Source organism: Arthrobacter sp. 9V (assembly GCF_902506065.1).
GTDB lineage: Bacteria > Actinomycetota > Actinomycetes > Actinomycetales > Micrococcaceae > Arthrobacter.
Genome location: NZ_LR732912.1, coordinates 2,808,862 through 2,830,198, shown reverse-complemented (window position 1 = coordinate 2,830,198; position 21,337 = coordinate 2,808,862). Strand labels below are relative to the sequence as shown.

Sequence of the window (21,337 nt, the reverse complement as noted above, 5' to 3'; positions counted from 1 at the left end):
CGGCCAACATCCACTCAAAACAAGTCCTATGGACTTTCGGGGCAGGGGAGAGGACAATCTGGCCGAGATCGGGCACAAATCCGGGGCGTCCGGCGTTTGCACCCTTAAGCCGAGGGCAGGGAAGTTCCTGCGCTCCGGTTCCCACCCGGAACAGGTATGGAGGACGAAGAAGGACCATGGCCACGGACTATGATGCCCCTCGAAAAACCGAGGAAGATGTCAGCGAGGATTCCCTGGAAGAGCTCAAGACGCGCCAGTCCGGGAAGCAGTCCTCAGCGGTGGATGTCGATGAGACCGAGCTTGCCGACGGCTTTGAGCTGCCGGGCGCTGATCTGTCCGGTGAGGAACTCCTCATTCAAGTCATGCCACCGCAGCCTGACGAATTTACGTGCTTCAACTGTTTCCTGGTGAAGCACAAGTCCCAGATTGCTGCGGAACGAGGCGGGCACCAATATTGCACGGAGTGCGAGAGCTAGGTGCACTGCCGCGCTTGAGGGCTGTCCCTGAATAAGGCCGGCGCTAAACCTTCGAGGCGGTCAGCGCTGAAACGAGTTCGTCCGGCCGCCGGGAGGATGCCAGCCAGTAAGGGGTGCGGTCTGCGGGGTCGGTGATCTCAATCTTCACTACCGGGTCAATCCACCCGCGGAAGCACATGTAAGCCAGGCCATTCAGGCGGGGGCCCCTTTCAGCGGTTGCCTCCGCTTTTTTGAACGCCTCCACAGAGCCTACGAACTTGCGGTCGATGCTCGCCCTGCCCACTCTGACGGTGTCAGCTGTGACGGTGATGGTGGGCGTAGAGAGCACCAACATGATGGTCATGATGGCCAGCAAGACCACGGCGGCGATGATGCCGGTGGCTGGGCTGATGGGCCCAAACATCAGGACGCCCGCACCGGACAAGCCCACAACCACAATCCAGATCCATACGGACGGCCACAGTTTCTCGGAGTAAAGGACTTCCGAGGACGAAGGGTTGTTCCGGGCAGGCACGGGGGAGGACTGGTCAGGCGTAGGCATGGATCCAGCTTATCGGGCCTTGGCGCCAGGCTTCGCCCCCTGTCTCGTTGGGGCCCTGCCTGGTTAGGCCCCGGCCGCCGGCTCCCGGGCGCCGGGTCCCGGTAGAATGGACCACTGTGAGCAATGAGACCGCAGTATTCAGTACAGACGCCGCTTCCGCAGTCACGGACAGCAGTGAAACCAGCGCAGCGTTCGGCGCCCCCACTTTGGAGGTGCAGTTGAAGATGCTCGACGCCGGCTTGGAAGCTCCGTCGTATGCGCATCCTGGAGATGCGGGCGCTGATCTCCGCGCACGTGTGGATGTGCATCTTGCCCCCGGTGAGCGGAAACTGGTTCCAACAGGCGTCTCCATTGCCCTTCCGGACGGATTCGTGGCGTTGATCCACCCGCGCTCCGGCCTGGCCACCAAGCACGGATTGACAGTAGTCAACGCTCCAGGGACCGTGGACGCCGGCTACCGTGGCGAAATCGCCGTTACGCTCCTGAACACCGACCAAAACACTGCCATTGACCTCAAGCGCGGCGATAGAATTGCGCAAATGGTGATTCAGCGCGTCGAATACGCGCAGTTCGTTGCTGTTGACCAATTGTCCGACTCCGTTCGGGGAACCGGCGGCTTCGGGTCCACTGGCGGCTTCAACGGACCGCAGGCCTGAGAAAACTACCTGACCACGCGTACCGCACGCCCGACGCTTGACGCATGGGAGCGGTTTAGCGAGGTTTAAGGTGGTTGCGGTTTACTTGGGGATAGACCACTACTAAGGAGAAAACCCAATGCTTTTTGGGCGCGGCAAAAAGTCCAAGGACGAGCAGCCGGAAACCGGCCGCAATGTCGAGGAATCAGGCACCGAAGCAGCTACAGCTGAACCAGGCGGGTCCGGCGTGCCCGGTGACTTCCGGTTGGGCAAGGGCCCCTTGGACATCGACGAGATCGAGAGCCGCGAGGGCTACGTGGACCTCGGCGCACTCCTGATCGCACCGGCCGAGGGCCTCCAGTTGCGGCTTGAGGTGGAAGAAGCCACCCAACGCGTAGTTGCCGTGACCATGGACCTCAACGGTTCGAGCCTTCAGCTCCAGGCTTTTGCGGCGCCGCGGTCGGAGGGACTGTGGGATGAGATCCGCGAGCAGATCACCCAATCCGTGTCGAGCCAAGGCGGGGAAACGGAAGAAGTTTCCGGAACTTTCGGCACGGAACTGGTAGCTAAACTGCCTGCTGAAGCGGCTGACGGCAGCCGGGGGTTCCGTGCGGCCCGTTTCATGGGAGTGGATGGGCCGCGGTGGTTCCTGCGCGGTGTTCTGGGCGGACAGGCTGCCCTGGAGCGTGATGCTGCAGCGGGACTGGAAGATCTCTTCCGCAAGGTAGTAGTGGTTCGTGGGGACAGTCCAATGCCGCCGCGTGAGCTCCTGCAGTTACGGCTGCCCAAGGATGCTGCGGTTCCGGGCCAAGCCGGTGCCCCCCAAGGTGATGTTCCGCCGGCAGATCCCGCCATGCAGCAACCGGAGCGAGGGCCGGAGATCACCCAGATTGGCTGACTCAGCGGGCAGTACCGCGGTGCCCGGCCAAGGCCCCACAACGCAGGGAGTGCGTGATCTCCCTGCCAGGGGCAGGGCGGTATGCAGCGGCTTCATTGAGTCGGTCACGCACCAGCCGCCCAGTGAGCAGCCATTTTTCTCCGCAGTTGTGGTCGATTCCGTGCGACCCGGAGCTGCTTCAGCCGGAGGAGTCAGGAAGCCCTACGACAGGCTCCGCGTGATTTGGCTGGGCAGGACCCGCGTTCCGGGCATTGAAGCCGGCGTGGAACTGCGCTTGGACGGCATGGTGACACAGGTTGATGGCCTTCCGGCCATGTTTAATCCCCGCTACGAAATACTTTCCCGTCAGGAGCACCTATGACCGTGGCCAACGGTTCAGAACCGAAGGACACAGGGCGCGTTTCGCCCGACGAGAACCAGGAACCCCTGGCGGATTCTCCAAAATCCGGCGCGGAAGGGCCCACAGTGTCCGATCTCGCGGCCGGTTACGCCGAAAAAGCCGGACTCCACCGGAACAGCGCCGGCCACGTGGACATGCTGAAGTCTGCAGGCGGCGTCCAAGGAATTGCCGAGAGCATCCTTCCGGGATTGGTGTTTCTGGTGGTTTTCACGATCACCCGCGAACTAACATCTGCCCTTGTTGCAGCTCTGGCGGCGGCCGCCGTTTTCACGGTGGTTCGCTTGATCCAGCGGCGTCCCCTGACGCAAGCGTTGGCTGGCGTGGTGGGGGTCGGCATTTCTGCCTGGTTGGCAAACACCACGGGCAAGGCCGAGGACTTTTACGTCCTTGGCTTCTTTACCAACATCGCTTACATCCTGGCCATGGTGCTCTCCATCGCGCTTAAATGGCCGGTGGCCGGGCTTCTCTTCGGTTTTGTACGCAACGAAGGGCTGGAGTGGCGCAAGAATCCGGAACGGCTCCGGGCCTACTCCCTGGGCACGTGGATAGTGGTGGCCGTGCTGGCCCTGCGTCTTGTGGTGCAGGTTCCCTTGTACTTCATGGGCGAGCCGGGCCTCACAGCGTTGGCTACCACCAGGCTTCTGATGGGAGCCCCGCTGTATATCCTGGGCCTCTGGGTGGCTTGGCTGGTCACCAAGCCGGCACCTCAGCCGTCGAAGCCGTCGTCCTCAGCTGACTGATCTACTGACTCCGACGCTCCCTCACGAGGTTCCTGCCCGTCGTCGTATCCCGGTGATAACAGGGCACGCAAGCCGTCCTCGGCAGCGATCGTGGTGACGAAGAAGAGCTCGTCACCGCCGTCCAGAACATCATCCCGCGTGGGCGTAATGGGTGCCTGATCACGCAGGATGGCCACCAGTGTGGCATCTTCGGGCCACTCAATTCCGCCCACTGTGCTGCCGATGACGTGGGAGTCATGCGGAACCGTGAATTCCACGATCGAGGCCACACCCGTCTGAAGGGTCAACAGGCGCACGATGTCGCCGATCTCCACTGCTTCTTCGACCAATGCCGTCATGAGCTGAGGAGTGTTTACCGCCACGTCCACACCCCATGAGTCATTGAACATCCAATCGTTCTTGGGATTGTTGACGCGCCCCACGGTGCGGCCAACCCCGAATTCCGTCTTGGCCAGCAAGGACACCACCAGATTCACTTTGTCGTCGCCGGTGGCTGAAACCACGACGTCGGCATCCTCCAGTTTCGCGTCCTGCAGGGTGCTGAGTTCGCAGGCATCGCCCACCAGCCAGCGGGCACCCCGGAGCCCGCTGCGTCCAATCACTTCGGGCTTCAAATCAATGAGGAGAATCTCATGTTTGTGGGCCAGCAACTCACGCGCAATGGACGAGCCGACGCTGCCCGCGCCAACAATGACAACTTTCACTAAGACTCCTTGGCGGGTGCTTTGGCGAGGATCCGGCTGATCTCGGATGTTCTGTCCAGGCTCACCATCGCGTGGACGGTATCACCCTCCTGGTATGCGGTGCCGGCTTGGGGTAACAGGCCCTCACCGAACCTGGTGAGGAAAGCGATGCGGATTCCGGCAGCGGACTCGATGGAGTCCAGGCTGTGTCCTATCCACGCCTCGTGCAGATCCACCTCGGCCAGCACCAGCCGGCCTGAAGGCTCGCGGTAGTCACCGGCCAGATGCTGCTCGGGCAGAATCCGCCGGAGAACCTGGTCGGCGCTCCAGCGCACTGCTGCCACTGTGGGGATACCGAGCCGCTGATAGATTTCGGCACGGCCGGGATCGTAGATCCGGGCCACCACATGGGCCACATGGAACGTCTCACGGGCCACCCGGGTGGCCAGGATGTTTGAATTGTCGCCACTGGATACGGCGGCAAAGGCGTACGCCTCTTCCACTCCGGCCTGCTTGAGGGTGTCACGGTCAAAGCCGACACCTGTGACCTTTCGTCCGGCGAAAGTGTTGCGCAATCGGCGGAAGGCCCGCTCGTCCTGGTCGATGATGGCCACGGAGTGGCCGGCATCCTCCAAAGTGTGTGCCAGGGTTGCGCCAACACGGCCGCAACCCATGATCACGAAGTGAGCCACCGTGTCTCCTTAGATGTGTAGTCCGTCCCGCTCGGTATGACTTTACCGGTGCAGCGGAGGTATGCCGACGTCAACCGTCATGACATCCCTGGGGATTCAGAGTAGCTTTGCGGAGTGCTGACAATTCTGAATGCCGCAAAGCGGGTGTTGGTGGGCCGGCCGGTCAGGAATGACCGCCTGTCCCACACCTTGTTGCCCAAACGCATTGCTTTGCCGATCTTCGCCTCGGACGCCCTGTCCTCGGTGGCTTATGCCCCGGACGAAATCCTGCTGACGCTTGCCCTTGCCGGCGTCAGCGCCGTGGCGTTCTCTCCGTTGGTGGGCCTCGCAGTCATGGTGGTCTTGCTCACAGTGGTGGCCTCTTATCGCCAGAACGTCCACGCCTACCCGTCCGGAGGCGGCGACTACGAAATTGCCAACGTCAACCTCGGCAAATACGCAGGGCTGACCGTCGCCTCCGCCTTGCTGGTGGACTACGTTCTGACTGTTGCAGTGTCCATGTCCTCCGCGGCAGCCTACGTCACCACGGCCATTCCTTCGCTGCACGGTCAACAGGCGCTCATTGCCACTGTCGGCGTCGTCATCCTGGCGTTGGTGAATCTTCGGGGAATCAAGGAAGCGGGCTCGGTTTTTGCTGTGCCCACCTACATTTTCATGGCTTCGATCCTCGGCATGACCGCCGTGGGAATTTTCCAGTTTGCCACCGGTCAACTGGGGGAGGCACAATCGGCAAACTTCACCATCGTCCCGCAGTCCGGCTTTGATGAGGGCCTTGTTGGACTGGCCGGCGCCTTCCTCCTGCTTCGGGCGTTCTCCTCGGGCGCTGCCGCCCTCACAGGCGTCGAAGCCATCAGCAATGGTGTTCCAAACTTCCAGAAGCCCAAGAGCAAGAACGCGGCCACAACTTTGCTGCTGCTCGGGGCGATCGCGGCGGCAATGTTGGCGGGCATCCTGTTCCTGGCAAATGCCACCAAAGTGCACATCGTCCTGGATCCCGCCACCGAGTTCCTGATGGACGGCAAACCTCTGCCGGAGGGCTACATCCAGAATCCCGCCATCAGCCAGATTGCCGACACCATTTTCGGGGCGGGGTCCATTCCGTTCTACATCGTGGTGGCAGCAACGGGCGTGATCCTGGTGTTCGCCTCCAATACGGCCTTCAACGGGTTCCCTGTACTCGGCTCCATACTTGCGCAGGACGGCTACCTCCCGCGTCAACTCCGAACCCGCGGCGACAGGCTCGCGTTCAGCAACGGCGTCCTTGCCCTGGCCGCAGGCGCACTCGTCCTGATCCTCGCCTTCAACGCCGATGTCACCAAGCTGATCCAGCTCTACATTGTGGGCGTATTCATCTCCTTCACTGCCAGCCAGCTAGGGATGATCCGGCACTGGGGCCGCGAACTGAAACTTGCCAGGGACAAGGCTGTCCGGCGGAGGATTTTCAAGTCGCGCACCATCAATATGGTGGGCTTCGGCATGACCGCACTGGTCCTGGTGATCGTCCTGATCACCAAATTCGAGCAGGGCGCCTGGATCGCTTTGCTCGCCATGTTTGTGCTGTTCCTCATCATGTGGAGCATCCGGGCCCATTATGACAACGTGGCCAGGGAACTGGCGGTTGACGAGGACTCGTCGCCGCGCGCGCTGCCCACGCGTGTCCATGCGGTCCTGCTCGTTTCACACGTCCGCAAGCCGGTCCTCAGAGCACTGGCTTATGCGAGGGCTTCACGGCCCTCGCGCCTTGACGCGATAACAGTGGACATCAATACCGAGGAGACGGAGCACACCGTCCGGGACTGGGAGAAGCTGGAAATTCCTGTTCCCCTGACCGTCCTGGCCAGCCCTTACCGTGAGACCGTAACCCCCATCATGGACTACATCAAAAACATGCGCCGTGACTCACCACGGGACCTCATTGTGGTCTACATCCCCGAATATGTGGTGGGCAAATGGTGGGAACAACTGGTCCACAACCAGACAGCACTCCGAATCAAGACGCGGCTCCACTTTGAACCTGGGGTCATGGTTGCCAGCGTTCCGTGGCAGCTGAAGTCGTCCGAAGAAGCAAAGGCACTGCAGGATACCTAAATGACCTCCCACAGCAATTCCCTTCACCACGCCCGAGACAAGCACAGCCGAGACCACACCATCAAAGATCAGGGCACACCCGGTACCGAACTGGTGGTGGACGTCGGCCCGATCGCCCACGGAGGGCACTTCGTCGCCCGGCATGAAGGGCGCGTCATCTTCGTCCGGCACGCCATCCCGGGGGAGAGAGTCCGCGTCCGTCTGACCGACTCCGGTGACGCGTCGCGCTTCTGGCGTGCCGACGTCGTCGAGGTCCTTGAAAGTTCGCCGGACCGGGTTCCCCATTTCTGGAAACCGGCGGATTCACTCGGCTCCTGGAGCCGCGGAACGGCGCCCGTTGGAGGCGCGGAGCTTGGCCACATTTCCTTGCCGCGCCAGCGCGCACTGAAGGCCGAGGTGCTGGCTGAACAGCTCAAGCGGCTTGCCGGCCTTGACCTCGCCACCGAGGTGGAAGCTGTGGGGCAGAACGACGACGGCGGACTCGGCTGGCGTACGCGCGCCAGCTTCGCCGTAACTCCCAAAGGCCGGTTAGGCATGCACGCGCACCGATCAGACATGGTGCTTCCCATCAAGGAGATGCCGCTGGCACTCGCGGGCGTCAACGAGCTGAAGCTGTGGGATCTTGACCTCACGGGCATCTCACGGGTGGAAGTGGCCGTCCCCGCCAACGGTTCACGGCCCTTGATCCTGCTGGCTCCCGAGGAATCGACCAGTCCCAAGCGGTTGCACAGCATTGTGTCTCAATTGCCCCATAACGTCTCGGTGGCCAGCTACGATCCCGGCAATGGAGAAGTGCTGCAACTGCGGGGAAGGACCTGGGTGCAGGAAACTGCGGCGGGCCATGACTACCGCGTGACCGGTGAGGGGTTCTGGCAAATCCACAAGGATGCCCCGGAGACGCTGGTGGGTGCCGTGACGGGGTATCTTTCGCAGGGCGGGTACTTACAGCCCGGCGCTGCAGTTGCCGATCTCTACGCCGGTGCCGGGCTGTTTACGGCACCTCTCGCGGACGCCGTCGGAGTCACTGGTTCGGTTCTTTCCGTAGAGGGCGCCCCGGGCGCCAGTCGCGACGCCCGCAAGAACCTGCACGGACAATCCCAGGTGGAAATTGTGCAGGGGCGCGTTGAGCGGGTCCTGCACCAGCGGGCCCGCAGCTTTGACTCGCTGGTCCTGGATCCACCGCGCGCCGGTGCCGGCAAGGCTGTGGTCAAGCAATTGATGGCCACCGGACCGCGCGCAATCGCCTATGTGTCATGTGATCCGGCATCCTTTGCACGTGATCTGGGTTACTTCCATCAAGGTGGTTGGCGGTTGGAGTCGCTGCGGGCCTTTGATCTTTACCCGCACACCCATCACCTGGAAACGGTAGGACTGATAGTCCCCGCAGCATAGCCACGGCGCAGTCCGCCCTCCACGGCGCTAAAGGCAGAACTGCGTGTTTCCACAGCGACGCGTGATCAGTGACGCAACAACGGAGTATGCCACTACGATGGCAGTAGTAGCCCCGGCCCGCGGAAATCAAAGCCACGGACCGGGGTGACCAAGAGAGATGCCGCCCGGCTAAGTAAGGTGCGCCTAACTGGCTAGCGGCCAACCACGCGACAAAGATGAAACTGTTGCGAGAGGAGTCCTGCCATGAGCACTGTGGACAGCTTCGGTTCCAAAGGCGTACTGAATGTAGCCGGCACCGAGTATGAAATTTTCCGGTTGAACTCCGTAGAGGGCGCAGACAGCCTTCCGTTCAGCCTTAAGGTATTGCTTGAAAACCTCCTGCGGACTGAGGATGGCGCCAATATTACGGCTGACCATGTCCGCGCCCTGGCCGGTTGGGATCCCAACGCGGAGCCCGACACGGAAATCCAGTTCACCCCGGCCCGTGTGATCATGCAGGACTTCACCGGCGTTCCCTGCGTCGTGGACCTGGCTACCATGCGTGAAGCCGTGAAGGAGCTTGGCGGTGACCCCAAGCGGGTCAACCCGTTGGCGCCTGCCGAAATGGTGATCGACCACTCCGTCCAGATCGACGCCTTCGGAAACTCCGGCGCACTGGAGCGCAACATGGAGATCGAATACCAGCGCAACGGTGAGCGTTACCAGTTCCTTCGCTGGGGCCAGACCGCGTTCGATGACTTCAAGGTTGTTCCCCCGGGAACGGGCATCGTCCACCAGGTCAACATCGAATACCTGGCCCGCACGGTCATGACCCGCGAGGTGGACGGCGTTCTCCGCGCCTACCCGGACACCTGTGTTGGCACTGACTCGCACACCACCATGGTCAACGGCCTGGGCATCCTGGGTTGGGGCGTCGGCGGCATCGAAGCCGAGGCTGCAATGCTGGGCCAGCCGGTCTCCATGCTGATTCCCCGCGTTGTTGGCTTCAAGCTCAAGGGCAGCATCCCCGCCGGTGCCACCGCTACTGACGTGGTGTTGACCATAACTGAAATGCTGCGCAAGCACGGTGTTGTTGGCAAGTTCGTTGAGTTCTACGGCGAAGGCGTTGCCGCTGTGCCGCTGGCCAACCGCGCCACCATCGGCAACATGAGCCCGGAATTCGGTTCCACGGCCGCCATGTTCCCCATTGATGACGTCACGCTGGACTACCTCCGCCTGACCGGCCGCTCCGAAGCAAATGTGGCTCTCGTGGAGGCCTACAGCAAGGAACAGGGCCTCTGGCACGATCCCTCCCGTGAACTGCGTTTCTCCGAGTTCCTCGAGCTGGACCTTTCCACGGTTGTTCCCTCCATCTCCGGCCCCAAGCGTCCTCAGGACCGCATTGAGCTCACCGATGCCAAGGAACAGTTCCGCAAGGACATCCACAACTACGTTGCTATCGAAGACGGCAGTGTGGATGAGTCCCTGGATGAATCCTTCCCGGCTTCAGATGCCCCGTCCTTCACCCACGCTGACTCGCACACTACAGAGACGGACCGCGTTTACTCGGCCGCCAATGGTGCGAATGGCCGTCCGTCTTCGCCGGTCAAGGTCACCACGGCTGATGGCCGCGAGTTCGAGCTGGACCACGGCGCAGTGTCGATCGCTTCGATCACGTCCTGCACCAACACGTCCAACCCGTCCGTGATGTTGGCTGCGGCGCTCCTTGCACGCAACGCCGTGGACAAGGGCCTGACGTCAAAGCCGTGGGTCAAAACCTCCGTGGCTCCGGGTTCAAAGGTGGTTACTGACTACTACGAGAAGTCCGGCCTGACCCCCTACCTGGAGAAGCTTGGCTTCTACATTGTGGGTTACGGTTGCGCCACCTGCATTGGTAACTCCGGCCCGCTCGAGCCGGAAATCTCCGAGGCCATCCAGGCCAACGACCTCTCCGTTACCGCAGTTCTCTCCGGTAACCGCAACTTCGAAGGCCGCATCAACCCGGACGTGAAGATGAACTACCTGGCGTCCCCGCCGCTGGTCATCGCCTACGCCCTGGCAGGCTCCATGGACTTCGACTTCGACACCGATGCCCTGGGCACGGATTCCGAGGGCAACGAGGTCTTCCTCAAGGACATCTGGCCGAACCCCACTGAGGTGCAGGAAGTCATTGACTCCTCCATTGATGAGGCAATGTTCGCCAAGGGCTACGAGGGCGTCTTCGACGGCGACGACCGTTGGAAGGCCCTGGACACCCCGGCAGGCGACACGTTCGCCTGGGCCGAGGACTCCACCTACGTGCGGAAGCCCCCATACTTCGAGGGCATGAAGGCCCAGCCGGATCCCGTCAAGGACATCTCGGGCGCACGTGTGCTCTTGAAGCTTGGCGATTCCGTCACCACGGACCACATCTCCCCGGCCGGTTCCTTCAAGTCGGACACCCCCGCGGGCCAGTACCTCCTGGCCAACGGTGTGGAGCGCAAGGACTTCAACTCCTACGGTTCACGCCGTGGCAACCACGAAGTCATGATCCGCGGTACGTTTGCCAACATCCGTATCAAGAACCAGCTCCTGGACAACGTTGAGGGTGGCTTCACCCGCGACTTCAGCCAGGAAGGTGCGCCCCAGGCATATGTCTACGACGCAGCCCAGAACTACCAGGCGGCAGGAACGCCCCTGGTTGTCCTGGCGGGTAAGGAATACGGCTCCGGTTCCTCACGTGACTGGGCAGCCAAGGGCACTGCGCTCCTGGGCGTCAAGGCAGTCATCGCCGAAAGCTACGAGCGGATCCACCGCTCCAACCTCATCGGCATGGGCGTCCTTCCGCTGCAGTACCCCGCTGGGGAGTCCGCAGCAACCCTTGGCCTGACCGGTACGGAAACGTTTGCCGTAGAAGGCGTCACCGAGCTCAACAACGGCACCACGCCGAAGACGCTCAAGGTGACGGCCACGGCTGAAGACGGTACCGCCAAGTCCTTCGATGCCGTTCTGCGCATCGATACCCCGGGTGAAGCTGACTACTACCGCAACGGCGGCATCCTGCAGTACGTTCTGCGCCAGATCTCGGCATAACGAAACGGCTGGTTCCCAGCTGAATCAGTAGCCGGACAGCCCCGATTGGTCGCCTGACCAGCCGGGGCTGTTGGCGTCCCGGGGCCAGCCAGGCAATGGGCCTGAAGAACAATCCGGGGCTCGGGCCCACGGGCGCAACGCGCCGGCCCGGGCACGCGCTAGAGTTAACAAGCACGTCATTCACCCTAAGGAGGGCCGTTGGGACTTTTGGAAACCGTCAAGGATCCACGGGACCTGGCCACATTGTCCGGCACCGAGCTGGAACAACTGGCCGCCGAAATCAGGGCATTCCTGATCACCAACGTAGCTGCAACGGGTGGACACCTGGGCCCTAATCTGGGCGTCGTGGAACTCACTCTCGCTGTCCACCGGAACTTTGAGTCTCCGCGCGACAGCGTCATTTTCGATACCGGTCATCAGTCTTATGTACATAAGCTCCTGACCGGACGCCAGGACTTCACTACGCTCCGCCAGCAGGGCGGTCTCTCCGGCTATCCGGACCGGGCGGAGTCTGAGCACGACATCGTGGAGAGTTCCCATGCCTCCTCATCGCTGTCCTGGGCTGATGGCATCTCGCGTGCACGGCAGCTGACCGGTGAAGGCGACCGTTTCGTCGTCGCGGTTGTGGGCGATGGCGCGTTGACCGGCGGCATGGCGTGGGAGGCGATCAACAACATCGCCGCCGACAAACGGCGTCGAGTGGTGATCGTTGTCAATGACAACGGGCGTTCCTATGCCCCGACTGTTGGCGGATTTGCCGACTACCTGGCCTCTTTGCGTCCCACTATTGATTCCCTGCGCACCACCCCGGCTTATGAGCGCATGTTGGACTGGTGGAAGAAAAAACTTCAGGACGGCGGTCCGGCCGGTCAGTTCACCTACAAGAGCCTGCATGCCATGAAGAAGGGCATCAAGGACTGGTGGGCTCCCCAGGGTATGTTCGAGGACCTTGGCATGAAGTACATCGGCCCGGTGGACGGACACAACCTCCAGGCCATGGAGCATGCACTCAATACCGCCAAGGCCTACGGCGGTCCGGTGATTGTCCATGCCATGACGGAGAAGGGCCACGGTTACGCACCGGCTCTGGCCAATGAAGCGGACCAGTTCCATGCAGTTGGAATCATTGACCCCGAAACAGGCGAGCCCACTGAAATGCCCGGTGCCAGGTCATGGACCTCGGTGTTCGCTGAAGAAATTGCTGACATTGCCGATGAACGTCCGGACATTGTAGGTATCACCGGTGCCATGCTCATCCCCGTCGGACTGCATAAGTTCGCTGAGCGTCACCCTGAAAGGGTGATCGACGTCGGCATCGCGGAGCAGCATGCCCTGACGTCCGCGGCTGGAATGGCCTTCGGTGGCCTTCACCCTGTGGTGGCGGTTTACGCCACCTTCCTGAACCGTGCTTTCGACCAGCTGTTGATGGACGTTGCGCTGCACAAAGCCGGCGTCACCATCGTCCTGGACCGCGCAGGCGTGACAGGCCCGGATGGACCCAGCCACCACGGTATGTGGGACATGGCGATGGTTCAGATCGTGCCGGGTCTTCATTTGGCCGCTCCCCGGGACGCCACCAGACTCCGCGAAGAACTGCGCGAGGCCGTAGCGGTTGATGATGCCCCCACGGTGGTGCGATTCTCCAAGGGCAGCGTAGGTTCGGAAATTGAAGCAATTGAGCGGCTCCACGACGGCGTGGACATCCTCGCGCGCAGGCCTGAGGGCTCCACTGAAAACGATGTCCTGATTGTCAGCGTCGGGGCCATGTCCGAACTCGCCCTCGACGTCGCTGCCCGACTCGGCTCGCAAGGCATCAGTTCCACAGTTGTGGACCCCCGGTGGGTTCTGCCCGTCCGTAAGTCCATCATTGCCCTTGCTGCCCGTCACCGCCTGGTGATCTGCATAGAAGACGGAGTCCGGGCAGGTGGCGTTGGTTCCCGTATCCGGCAGGAAATGCGGGCAGCCGGTGTTGACACGGCGCTCAATGAAGTAGGCCTGCCGGTGGAGTTCCTGGTGCACGGCTCCCGCAGCCAGGTCCTGGAGCGGGTCGGCCTTACGGCCCAGAAGATAACCCACGACGTCGTAGCCCAGGTTTTGGGGACAAAGGTTCCGTTTGCCAGGCCCCTCCCGGGCCAGGAACACCCGACCACCGGCAGCCTCCCAACGCTGTGACGGAAGAGCGCGCGCCGGGCTCATTGCAGCCCGGTGACCTCGTGGTGTCGAGGAACAGGAAATGGGACGGCAAGGCCCACTGGGTGGTTCCCGGCCGCTATCTTGGTGAAGACATTCACGGCTGGTGGATATTTCAGGGAGCAGGGGAGTTCTGCGCCCGCCCGGGCGCAGCTTTCTACACGGCGTCGGATGCGCTGTTGCTGGTTCCGCGGACAGGTGAGTTTGTAGCCACCTTCTACGACGACAGCTATCCGGGCGACTTCAGGATCTACGTCGACTTGGCTACCGGCCATGATTGGAATCCCATCAAGCCAGGCGTCACTGAATTCCACATGATTGATATGGATCTGGATGTTATCCGTTCCACCAAGCATGGGGTTTTCGTGGACGATGAGGACGAATTTGAGCATCACCGGGTGGCCATGGGCTATCCGCAACAAACGGTGGACGCCATGCGCACAGAATGCGCAATCCTTTTTGAGGCAGTGAACACCATGAAAGCGCCTTTCGACGTCAATGGAGCCACCAGCACCAGCGCCGAGTGGTTCAGGAAAGGACGAGCATGAGCGGCATTATCCGCGCGTACAAGCGCGATGACGACGGAGTACTTCACTTCCGGGAGGCCTGGTACGACGACGAAGACCAGCAGTTCGTGGTCAACCACGGGGTTGTGGGCCACCAAAGCAAGACCGACGAAGCAGGCGTTGAGGACGAATCTTCCGTGGATGGCCTCATGGCGGCTTTTGCTTCGCAGTGCGAAGAAGACGGTTATGCAGAGATTCCGGAGTCCGAACAGTTTTGGGTGGTCGCCCAGATTGCCTTGAAATCCAAGGACGGCACCGAACGTGACCGGCATCTTGAGCGGAAGGCCAAAGCGGCCCTTACCGGCGAGTTGGCATGGCGTGGGCTGGGAGTTGTGGACCGTTCGGAGATCGGCAACGGCCATTTGAACATCTTCTGCCTCTGCCCGGATGTTAATAAGGCCGTGAACGCCATCAAGATCTGTGTCCGTGGTGAGGATCTGGACTTCACCAAGCTCACCGTTGCAGCCGCTCCCCACAGCGACCCCACGGCATTCCGCGTGAAGCACTCGCCCAAGCAGGGTGTGGGCTTTACTCTCTAAGTAAGCACCCAACGCATCGGGAGGGATTCGCCATGGCGTCCAAGAGCAACTGGCCCGGACATACGCCCCTGCCCAAAGGTCTCGCCGCTCCAGCAAGACGGGCTCTGGCGCATGAAGGGATAGAGACCCTGGAGCAGCTGGCCGAATTCGGTGAGGCCGGGCTTTCCAAACTCCACGGCATGGGTCCGGTGGCGGTAGCGCAGCTCGAAGACGCCATGGAGGAGTCGGGGATCTCTTACGGCACAGGTTAGGTGTATCGGCGAGGGAGATTGTTGCCTTGGGTGACAATCATTGCCGGGCCGCGTATAGGCTGAATTCATGACTGAATACCGACGCCTTGGCCACTCCGGACTGACCGTCTCAGCTGTTGGGCTGGGCTGCAACAATCTGGGCCGTGCCAATACTCCCACCGAATCCCAGGAAGGCACGGACGCTGTTGTCCACGCCGCGCTTGATGCCGGGGTGACGTTTTTCGACGTCGCGGACGTCTACGGCCGCGAGCCGGGCCTGAGCGAAGTCATGTTGGGCAAGGCTCTGAAGGGCCGCCGGGATGACGTTGTCATCGGCACCAAGTTCGGCATGGACATGCGAGGCGTCAACGGAAACGACTTCGACGCCCGGGGCTCGCGCAGATACATCGTCAAAGCCGTGGAGGCTTCCCTCCGCCGCTTGGACACCGAATGGATTGACCTTTACCAGTTCCACACACCGGATCCTTTGACACCTATCGAAGAGACGCTGGCGGCGTTGGATGACCTGGTGTCCAGTGGCAAAGTGCGGTACATCGGCCATTCGAACTTTGCCGGCTGGCAGATTGCCCAGGCCGAGTATGTCGCACGACAATCACCATCAGGGGCAGCCAGATTCATTTCAACGCAGAACCATTACAACCTCCTGGACCGCCGCGCTGAACTTGAAGTGCTCCCGGCCGCAGGAGCTTTCTCCTTGGGCGTCCTGCCGTACTTCCCCCTGGCCAACGGGCTGCTCACCGGAAAGTACTCCGCGGGCAAGGCCCCCCAGGGCTCCCGTTTGAGCCATACCCGCACCAACCTGGTGCACGACGCCGATTGGGAGCAGCTTGGCCGCTTCAGCCAATTTGCCAAGGAACGGGACATCAACGAGCTTCAACTGGCCTTCTCGTGGCTGGCTGCGCAGCCGGGAGTCAGCAGCGTGATCGCCGGTGCCACCCGTCCGGAGCAGATCCGCGAGAATGCCGCGGCTGTGTGCTGGGTCCCAACGCAGGAGGACCGCGCGGAACTTGATGAGATCTTCCCACGGGCACCGAAGGTTGCCCTCTTCTAACCCTCTCTCACATAACAGCCCTTAAACCGGAACGCTCTCCCACCAAGGTGAAAGAGCGTTCCGGTTTAGGCCGCGGGATGTGAAGGAGCGTTCAGGTTTCGGCCGCGGGATGTGCGAGAGCGTTCCGGTTTAGGCAGGGGCGGATGCGACGCCCGGGGCGAGGAACCGCTTGCCGTTGACCCGCTCGGAGGCGCCCACCCTGTCCAGATACGGCGTGATGCCGCCCAAGAACATGGGCCACCCTGCGCCCATGATGACGCAGAGATCAATGTCCTCAGGTCCTGCTACGACGCCTTCTTCGAGCATCAGCCCGATCTCTTCGGCCAGGGCGTCCTGCGTACGCCGGAGGACTTCCTCGCCAGTGGAGGGAGTATTGCCGAAGGACAAGAGGGCCAGCGTTTCGGCCGGGATGACCGGAGTGCCCTCAGGTCCCGGAGCCCAGAGGCTCTTCACTCCGTTGTCGATGAGTTTCTGCAGGTTTTGCGAGACAGGGAACCTCTCGCCGAACGCTGCGTGCAGGGACTCCTGAACGTGCTGGGCCACCGGTAGTCCAACCATGGCACTCAACGTGAAGGGCGACATCGGCAGGCCCATGGGACGCAGGGCGGTGTCTGCAACCTCGGCCGGGGTTCCTTCGTCGAACGCTGCGATGACTTCTCCCATGAGTCGGAGCAGGATGCGGTTGACCACGAAGGCCGCAGCATCCTTGACCAGCACGGCGGTCTTTTTCAGCCCCTTGGCCAGTTCGAACGCGGTGGCCAGGACGGCGTCGTCCGTCCTGGGCGCGCGCACGATCTCCAGGAGGGGCATGACAGCCACTGGGTTGAAGAAGTGGAATCCCACCAGCCGTTCAGGGTGGGCCAAATCTTCCGCCATGGCTGTTACGGACAGCGAGGAGGTGTTGGTGGCCAGGATGCACTCGGGAGAAACGATCGCTTCAACCTCGGCGAAGACCTGCTTCTTGATGTGCAGTTCTTCGAAAACGGCTTCGATCACGAAGTCGGCGTCTGCAAAGGCCTCTTTGGAAACCGAACCCGTAACTAGTGCTTTGGTCCTGTTGGCGGCGTCGGGTTTGATCCGCTTCTTGGCCAGCATCTTGTCCACTTCGGCGTGGACGTAAGCAACGCCCTTGTCCACACGTGCTTGATCGATGTCCGTCATGACCACGGGAACCTTCAACTGCCGGGCGAACAGCAATGCCAGTTGGCTGGCCATGAGACCTGCACCCACCACGCCGATCTTGGTGACCGGCCGGGCAAGTTTCCGGTCAGGTGCGCCGGCTGGACGCTTGGAACGCTTCTGGACGAGGTCCAGGAATGCGTACACGGTAGAGCGGAACTCGTCGGTCTGCATGAGCCCTGCGAGAGTCTCACACTCGAGCTCAGCCGACTCGCCCTGGGTCATGGTGCGGTTTGCTTCCATGACGTCCAGAACCTTGCCCGGTGCGGGGGAGGCATTGGAAGTCTTGGACTCAACGAAAGCCCTGCCTGCAGATACAGCGGCTGCCCAACGGCAGGCTACAGCTTCATCGGCCGCATCAACTGAGTTATTCCGCTCGGGTGTTACTTCACCGGAGATAACCCTGGCAGCCCAGGCGAGGGACTGTTCCACAAAGTCGGCGGGTTCGAACATGGCATCGGCCACTCCGAGTTCAAACGCCTGCGGCCCGGTGAGGGTCCGGTTGTTGCTGAGGGGATTCTCGATCATCACCTTGACGGCATTCTCGGGTCCAATGAGGCGCGGCAGGATGTAGACGCCGCCCCAGCCCGGTACCAGGCCGATGAACGCCTCAGGAAGCGCCAGGGCGCCGGCGCCCGTGGAAACGGTCCGGTACGTGGATTGAAGGGCGATCTCCAGCCCTCCACCCAAGGCAAGGCCGTTAATGAAGGCAAAGCTCGGAACGCCCAGGTTTGCAAGAGTGCTGTAGACGGCGTGGCCGAGCTGCGCCATCCAGAGTCCATGCTCGCGTTCTTTGAGAGTCTTGACGGCTGACAGGTCGGCGCCGGCCACCAGGAAGTACGGCTTACCCGTAACGCCGACGCCTGCAATTTCTCCGCGTGCGGCCCGTTCCTTGAGCTTTTCCAGGACGTCGCCGAGTTCCACCAGAGTGTTGGGGCCAAGCGTTGTGGGCTTGGAGTGGTCCAGGCCGTTGTCCAGGGTAATCAATGCGAAGGTCCCGGCGCCGCCGGGCAGCTGGACGTCCTGAACATAGGAGTGGGTCACTACTTCATCGGGGAAAAGGGCGGCGAGCTTCTGGAATTCGGCGGCGCTCATGCGGCGGCTCCTTCGGTGGCGGCCGTGGTGGCCTGGTCGGCGGTGAAAGATTGGTAGTCGGCGTGGTGTGGGTTTTCCCAGATCACCGTGGCACCCATGCCCAAGCCGATGCACATGGTGGTGATGCCATAGCGAACCGAGTGATCTTCCTCGAACTGACGTGCGAGCTGGTTCATCAAGCGGACGCCCGAGGAAGCAAGCGGATGTCCGACGGCGATTGCCCCGCCATAGCGGTTGACCCTGGAGTCGTCATCGACAATTCCGAAGTGGTCAAGGAAACTGAGGACCTGGACGGCGAAGGCCTCGTTGATTTCGAAGAGGCCAATGTCTTCAATGCCGAGCCCTGCGTTCTTTAGCGCCTTTTCGGTAGCGGGTACCGGACCGATGCCCATGACCTCGGGTTCCACGCCGGCGAAGGCGTAGGAGACCAGGCGCATCTTGACCGGGAGCCCGAGCTCCTCAGCGGCTTCGGCGGAAGCAAGGACAGCGGCGGTGGCGCCGTCGTTCAAACCTGCAGCATTGCCCGCGGTCACCCGACCATGGGCGCGGAAGGGCGTCCGTAATTCAGCAAGGTCAGCAACAGTTGTACCGGGCCGTGGCGGTTCGTCCGTGGTGTGCAGGGCCCAGCCCTGGCCGGGCTTCATGGTGGCTACTGGCACGAGGTCCTGCTGGATTTGTTCTTTGGTGTACGCAGCGGCGAGCTTTGCCTGTGACGCCGCGGCGTAGGCGTCCGTTCGGTCCTTGGTAATGGCCGGGAAGCGATCATGCAGGTTCTCCGCAGTGTTGCCCATGTTCAACGCGGCAGGGTCCACAAGGCGCTCGGACATGAACCGGGGATTGGGATCGGCGCCGGCACCCATGGGGTGGTTGCCCATGTGCTCCACACCGCCTGCAATGACCACGTCATAGGCACCGAAGCCGATTCCGCTCGCCGTCGTGGTTACTGCCGTCATGGCACCTGCGCACATGCGGTCGATAGCGAAGCCGGGTACGGTGCGGGGGAGTCCGGCCAACAGCGCCGCTGTGCGGCCGATGGTGAGGCCCTGGTCTCCGGTCTGGGTGGTGGCAGCGATGGCAACTTCGTCAATCCGGTCCGCCGGCAGTGAGGGGTTCCGCCGCATCAGTTCGCGGATGCACTTGACCACCAGGTCATCTGCGCGGGTGCCGGCATAGATGCCTTTCTCACCGGCTTTGCCGAAGGGTGTTCGCACACCATCGACGAAGACGACGTCGCGGACGTTCCTTTGAGCACTGCGTGATGGACTCATGTAATAACTCCTCGTTGAGACATGGCGCCGAATCCCGCATCGCGGGGGTCGGCTGGCATTGATGCAATGTTACTCGCGGGTAACTTAGCATGCAAGGTCCACTCCGTCTCCGGCGTCCGTGTCCCCGGGGACGCGAAAGGCCCGCCACCACGAACCACAGTTCGCAGGGACAGGCCTCAGCGGGGGAGGGAGCCTAGCCGGCATTGCCGGACTGCACCTCCGGGGAGGCTTTGGCTTCTTTCGATTTGGAATCTTTTCCGGGAAGCGGAGCGGGGTTCAAGCACGCTTCGGTGAGTATGGGCGCGGCGAAGGAGATTTGCCACTCGCGTGCACCCAGTGAGCGCAGTTCCGCAGCGACGGACTCCACGGAAACATCAGCAGGCGGCCTCCAGGCAACCCGCCGCAAGTAGTCCGGCGTGAGCAGATTCTCCACCGGCAGCTTCAACTCGTCTGCTGTTGCCTGCAGTGCAGGCCTGGCGGTGGCAAGGCGCGCAGCGGCCTCGGGGTCCCGGTCCACCCACACCCTGGGCGGCGGCGGTGCGTTGGTGGGCAAGTGCAGGGGAGGCAGATCCGTGAGGGTCCGGGCATTGGTGATGCAGCGCAGCCAGCGCGGGGCTTCCCTCTGCGCGGAGCGTCCGTGGAATCCTTTGGTGGCCAGCAGTTGGGGCACCGTGGTGGGCATGGCCTTGGCTGCGGCTACCAGTGCCGAGTCAGGGATAAGGCGGCCGGGAGCGACGTCGCGTTTGCGGGCCAGTTGGTCCCGTTCGAGCCACAGTTCACGAACGGCCGCAAGCTGGCGACGGTCGCGTATCTGGTGAAGTCCGGAGGTCTTTCGCCAGGGATCCACGCGGGGCGCCGAGAGCCCTGCGGCGAGGATGCCTGCAAATTCCTGTTCGGCGTATTCGAGTTTTCCGTCCGCTTCCAGCAACTCGATGAGTTCTTCGCGGAGCTCTGCGAGGACTTCGACGTCCAGGGCTGCGTAGCGCAGCCAGGGTTCCGGCAGGGGGCGCGTGGACCAATCGGCAGCGGAGTGCTCTTTTGCCAGGCCAAAGCCGAGTAGTTGCTCAATGACGGCTGCAAGGCCCACCCGGGGCAGTCCGGCGAGCCGGGCGGCAAGCTCGGTGTCAAAGAGTTTATCCGGCCACATGCCCAGCTCCGAGAGGCAAGGGAGGTCCTGCGAGGCCGCGTGCAGGATCCATTCGACGCCTCGGAGGGCATCATTGATGATCTCCAGATTCTCGAACGGCTCGGGGTCGATCAGCCAGGTTCCTGCACCTTCGCGGCGGATCTGAACCAGGAAGGCCCGCTGGCCGTAGCGGAACCCGGAAGCGCGTTCCGCGTCCACTCCGGCTGGCCCTGTTCCGGTGGCGATTGCGGCTGCGCACCGCTCCAGCCCGGACGGGGTATCGATGACCAGGGGTACACCCTCACGGGGAGTATCGAGATCGATGATTTCAGGGACGTGGCTGTCGAAGCCGTCTACCTTGATGTGGGTGGTGGGATCAGCAACCGGGTCGCCGGCCGTGGTATTTTCCGGATATTCAGGGGTCATGGTGGCTTAAGCTTACCGATTCCGGCCGGAGCGGGGTGTTTCCGGTCCGT

General features: G+C 62.1%; 19 protein-coding genes. 13 read left to right on the top strand and 6 right to left on the bottom strand.

Annotated elements, in window-relative coordinates; all coding sequences use genetic code 11:
• Positions 1-176: 176 nt before the first annotated feature.
• Positions 177-476 carry a DUF4193 domain-containing protein gene (locus tag BACI9J_RS13070; RefSeq protein ID WP_159734762.1) on the top strand — a complete coding sequence of 100 codons (300 nt, stop codon included), beginning with the start codon at positions 177-179 and terminating at the stop codon, positions 474-476.
• Positions 477-519: 43 nt separating this feature from the next.
• On the opposite strand, the gene BACI9J_RS13065 is transcribed toward BACI9J_RS13070, so the two are convergent.
• On the bottom strand, positions 520-1,017 hold the full coding sequence (locus tag BACI9J_RS13065; RefSeq protein ID WP_201296580.1) for a DUF3093 domain-containing protein: 498 nt from the start codon (positions 1,015-1,017) through the stop codon (positions 520-522).
• A gap of 116 nt (positions 1,018-1,133) precedes the next feature.
• Here BACI9J_RS13065 and dut point away from each other — a divergent pair, with 116 nt between their 5' ends.
• The 4 genes from dut (at position 1,134) to BACI9J_RS13045 (ending at position 3,690) form a co-directional block, all read left to right on the top strand.
• Positions 1,134-1,673 carry a dUTP diphosphatase gene (gene dut / locus BACI9J_RS13060; RefSeq protein ID WP_159734761.1) on the top strand — a complete coding sequence of 180 codons (540 nt, stop codon included), beginning with the start codon at positions 1,134-1,136 and terminating at the stop codon, positions 1,671-1,673.
• A 118-nt stretch (positions 1,674-1,791) separates the two neighbouring features.
• Positions 1,792-2,550 (top strand): DUF3710 domain-containing protein, encoded by a 759-nt coding sequence (locus BACI9J_RS13055; protein ID WP_159734760.1) that lies wholly within the window; start codon positions 1,792-1,794, stop codon positions 2,548-2,550.
• Positions 2,551-2,599: 49 nt separating this feature from the next.
• Positions 2,600-2,911, top strand: coding sequence for a hypothetical protein (locus BACI9J_RS13050; RefSeq protein ID WP_159734759.1), 312 nt, complete (start codon positions 2,600-2,602; stop codon positions 2,909-2,911).
• Entirely contained in the window at positions 2,908-3,690 is a 783-nt protein-coding gene (locus BACI9J_RS13045; RefSeq protein WP_159734758.1) for a DUF3159 domain-containing protein, read from the top strand. The genes BACI9J_RS13050 and BACI9J_RS13045 overlap by 4 nt, the downstream gene beginning before the upstream one ends.
• Here the strand turns inward: BACI9J_RS13045 and BACI9J_RS13040 are convergent.
• Together BACI9J_RS13040 and BACI9J_RS13035 are read right to left on the bottom strand one after the other, a co-directional pair.
• Complete coding sequence (locus tag BACI9J_RS13040) at positions 3,657-4,394, bottom strand: potassium channel family protein (protein WP_159734757.1); 738 nt, start codon at positions 4,392-4,394, stop codon at positions 3,657-3,659. The genes BACI9J_RS13045 and BACI9J_RS13040 overlap by 34 nt on opposite strands.
• The gene (locus BACI9J_RS13035) at positions 4,394-5,065 is read right to left on the bottom strand and encodes a potassium channel family protein (RefSeq protein ID WP_159734756.1); all 672 of its coding nucleotides are present in this window, start codon (positions 5,063-5,065) and stop codon (positions 4,394-4,396) included. The genes BACI9J_RS13040 and BACI9J_RS13035 overlap by 1 nt, the downstream gene beginning before the upstream one ends.
• Positions 5,066-5,179: 114 nt before the next feature.
• On the opposite strand from BACI9J_RS13035, the gene BACI9J_RS13030 reads away from it, so the two are divergent.
• The 8 genes from BACI9J_RS13030 (at position 5,180) to BACI9J_RS12995 (ending at position 16,193) form a co-directional block, all read left to right on the top strand.
• Positions 5,180-7,153, top strand: coding sequence for an APC family permease (locus BACI9J_RS13030; RefSeq protein WP_159734755.1), 1,974 nt, complete (start codon positions 5,180-5,182; stop codon positions 7,151-7,153).
• The gene (locus BACI9J_RS13025; protein ID WP_159734754.1) at positions 7,154-8,545 is read left to right on the top strand and encodes a class I SAM-dependent RNA methyltransferase; all 1,392 of its coding nucleotides are present in this window, start codon (positions 7,154-7,156) and stop codon (positions 8,543-8,545) included.
• A gap of 243 nt (positions 8,546-8,788) precedes the next feature.
• Positions 8,789-11,596: an aconitate hydratase AcnA gene (acnA, locus tag BACI9J_RS13020; RefSeq protein WP_159734753.1), complete on the top strand. Its 2,808-nt coding sequence runs from the start codon at positions 8,789-8,791 to the stop codon at positions 11,594-11,596.
• Positions 11,597-11,794: 198 nt separating this feature from the next.
• On the top strand, positions 11,795-13,768 hold the full coding sequence (gene dxs, locus BACI9J_RS13015; RefSeq protein WP_159734752.1) for a 1-deoxy-D-xylulose-5-phosphate synthase: 1,974 nt from the start codon (positions 11,795-11,797) through the stop codon (positions 13,766-13,768).
• Positions 13,765-14,334: a DUF402 domain-containing protein gene (locus tag BACI9J_RS13010; protein ID WP_159734751.1), complete on the top strand. Its 570-nt coding sequence runs from the start codon at positions 13,765-13,767 to the stop codon at positions 14,332-14,334. Before dxs ends, BACI9J_RS13010 begins: the two co-directional genes overlap by 4 nt.
• The gene (locus BACI9J_RS13005) at positions 14,331-14,891 is read left to right on the top strand and encodes a hypothetical protein (RefSeq protein WP_159734750.1); all 561 of its coding nucleotides are present in this window, start codon (positions 14,331-14,333) and stop codon (positions 14,889-14,891) included. Before BACI9J_RS13010 ends, BACI9J_RS13005 begins: the two co-directional genes overlap by 4 nt.
• 32 nt (positions 14,892-14,923) lie before the next feature.
• Entirely contained in the window at positions 14,924-15,142 is a 219-nt protein-coding gene (locus BACI9J_RS13000) for a hypothetical protein (protein ID WP_062068055.1), read from the top strand.
• Between the two features lie 67 nt (positions 15,143-15,209).
• A complete protein-coding gene (locus tag BACI9J_RS12995) occupies positions 15,210-16,193 on the top strand; it encodes an aldo/keto reductase (RefSeq protein WP_159734749.1) in 984 nt (327 codons plus the stop codon).
• Between the two features lie 129 nt (positions 16,194-16,322).
• Here BACI9J_RS12995 and BACI9J_RS12990 read toward each other — a convergent pair whose 3' ends face one another.
• The 3 genes from BACI9J_RS12990 to BACI9J_RS12980 all read right to left on the bottom strand — a co-directional run bounded on the left by BACI9J_RS12990 (position 16,323) and on the right by BACI9J_RS12980 (position 21,287).
• Positions 16,323-18,467: a 3-hydroxyacyl-CoA dehydrogenase NAD-binding domain-containing protein gene (locus BACI9J_RS12990; RefSeq protein ID WP_159734748.1), complete on the bottom strand. Its 2,145-nt coding sequence runs from the start codon at positions 18,465-18,467 to the stop codon at positions 16,323-16,325.
• A complete protein-coding gene (locus BACI9J_RS12985) occupies positions 18,464-19,735 on the bottom strand; it encodes a thiolase family protein (RefSeq protein WP_159734747.1) in 1,272 nt (423 codons plus the stop codon). The genes BACI9J_RS12990 and BACI9J_RS12985 overlap by 4 nt, the downstream gene beginning before the upstream one ends.
• 193 nt (positions 19,736-19,928) lie before the next feature.
• Positions 19,929-21,287, bottom strand: a complete 1,359-nt coding sequence (locus tag BACI9J_RS12980; RefSeq protein WP_159734746.1) for an HRDC domain-containing protein — start codon at positions 21,285-21,287, stop codon at positions 19,929-19,931.
• Between the last annotated feature and the right edge of the window lie 50 nt (positions 21,288-21,337).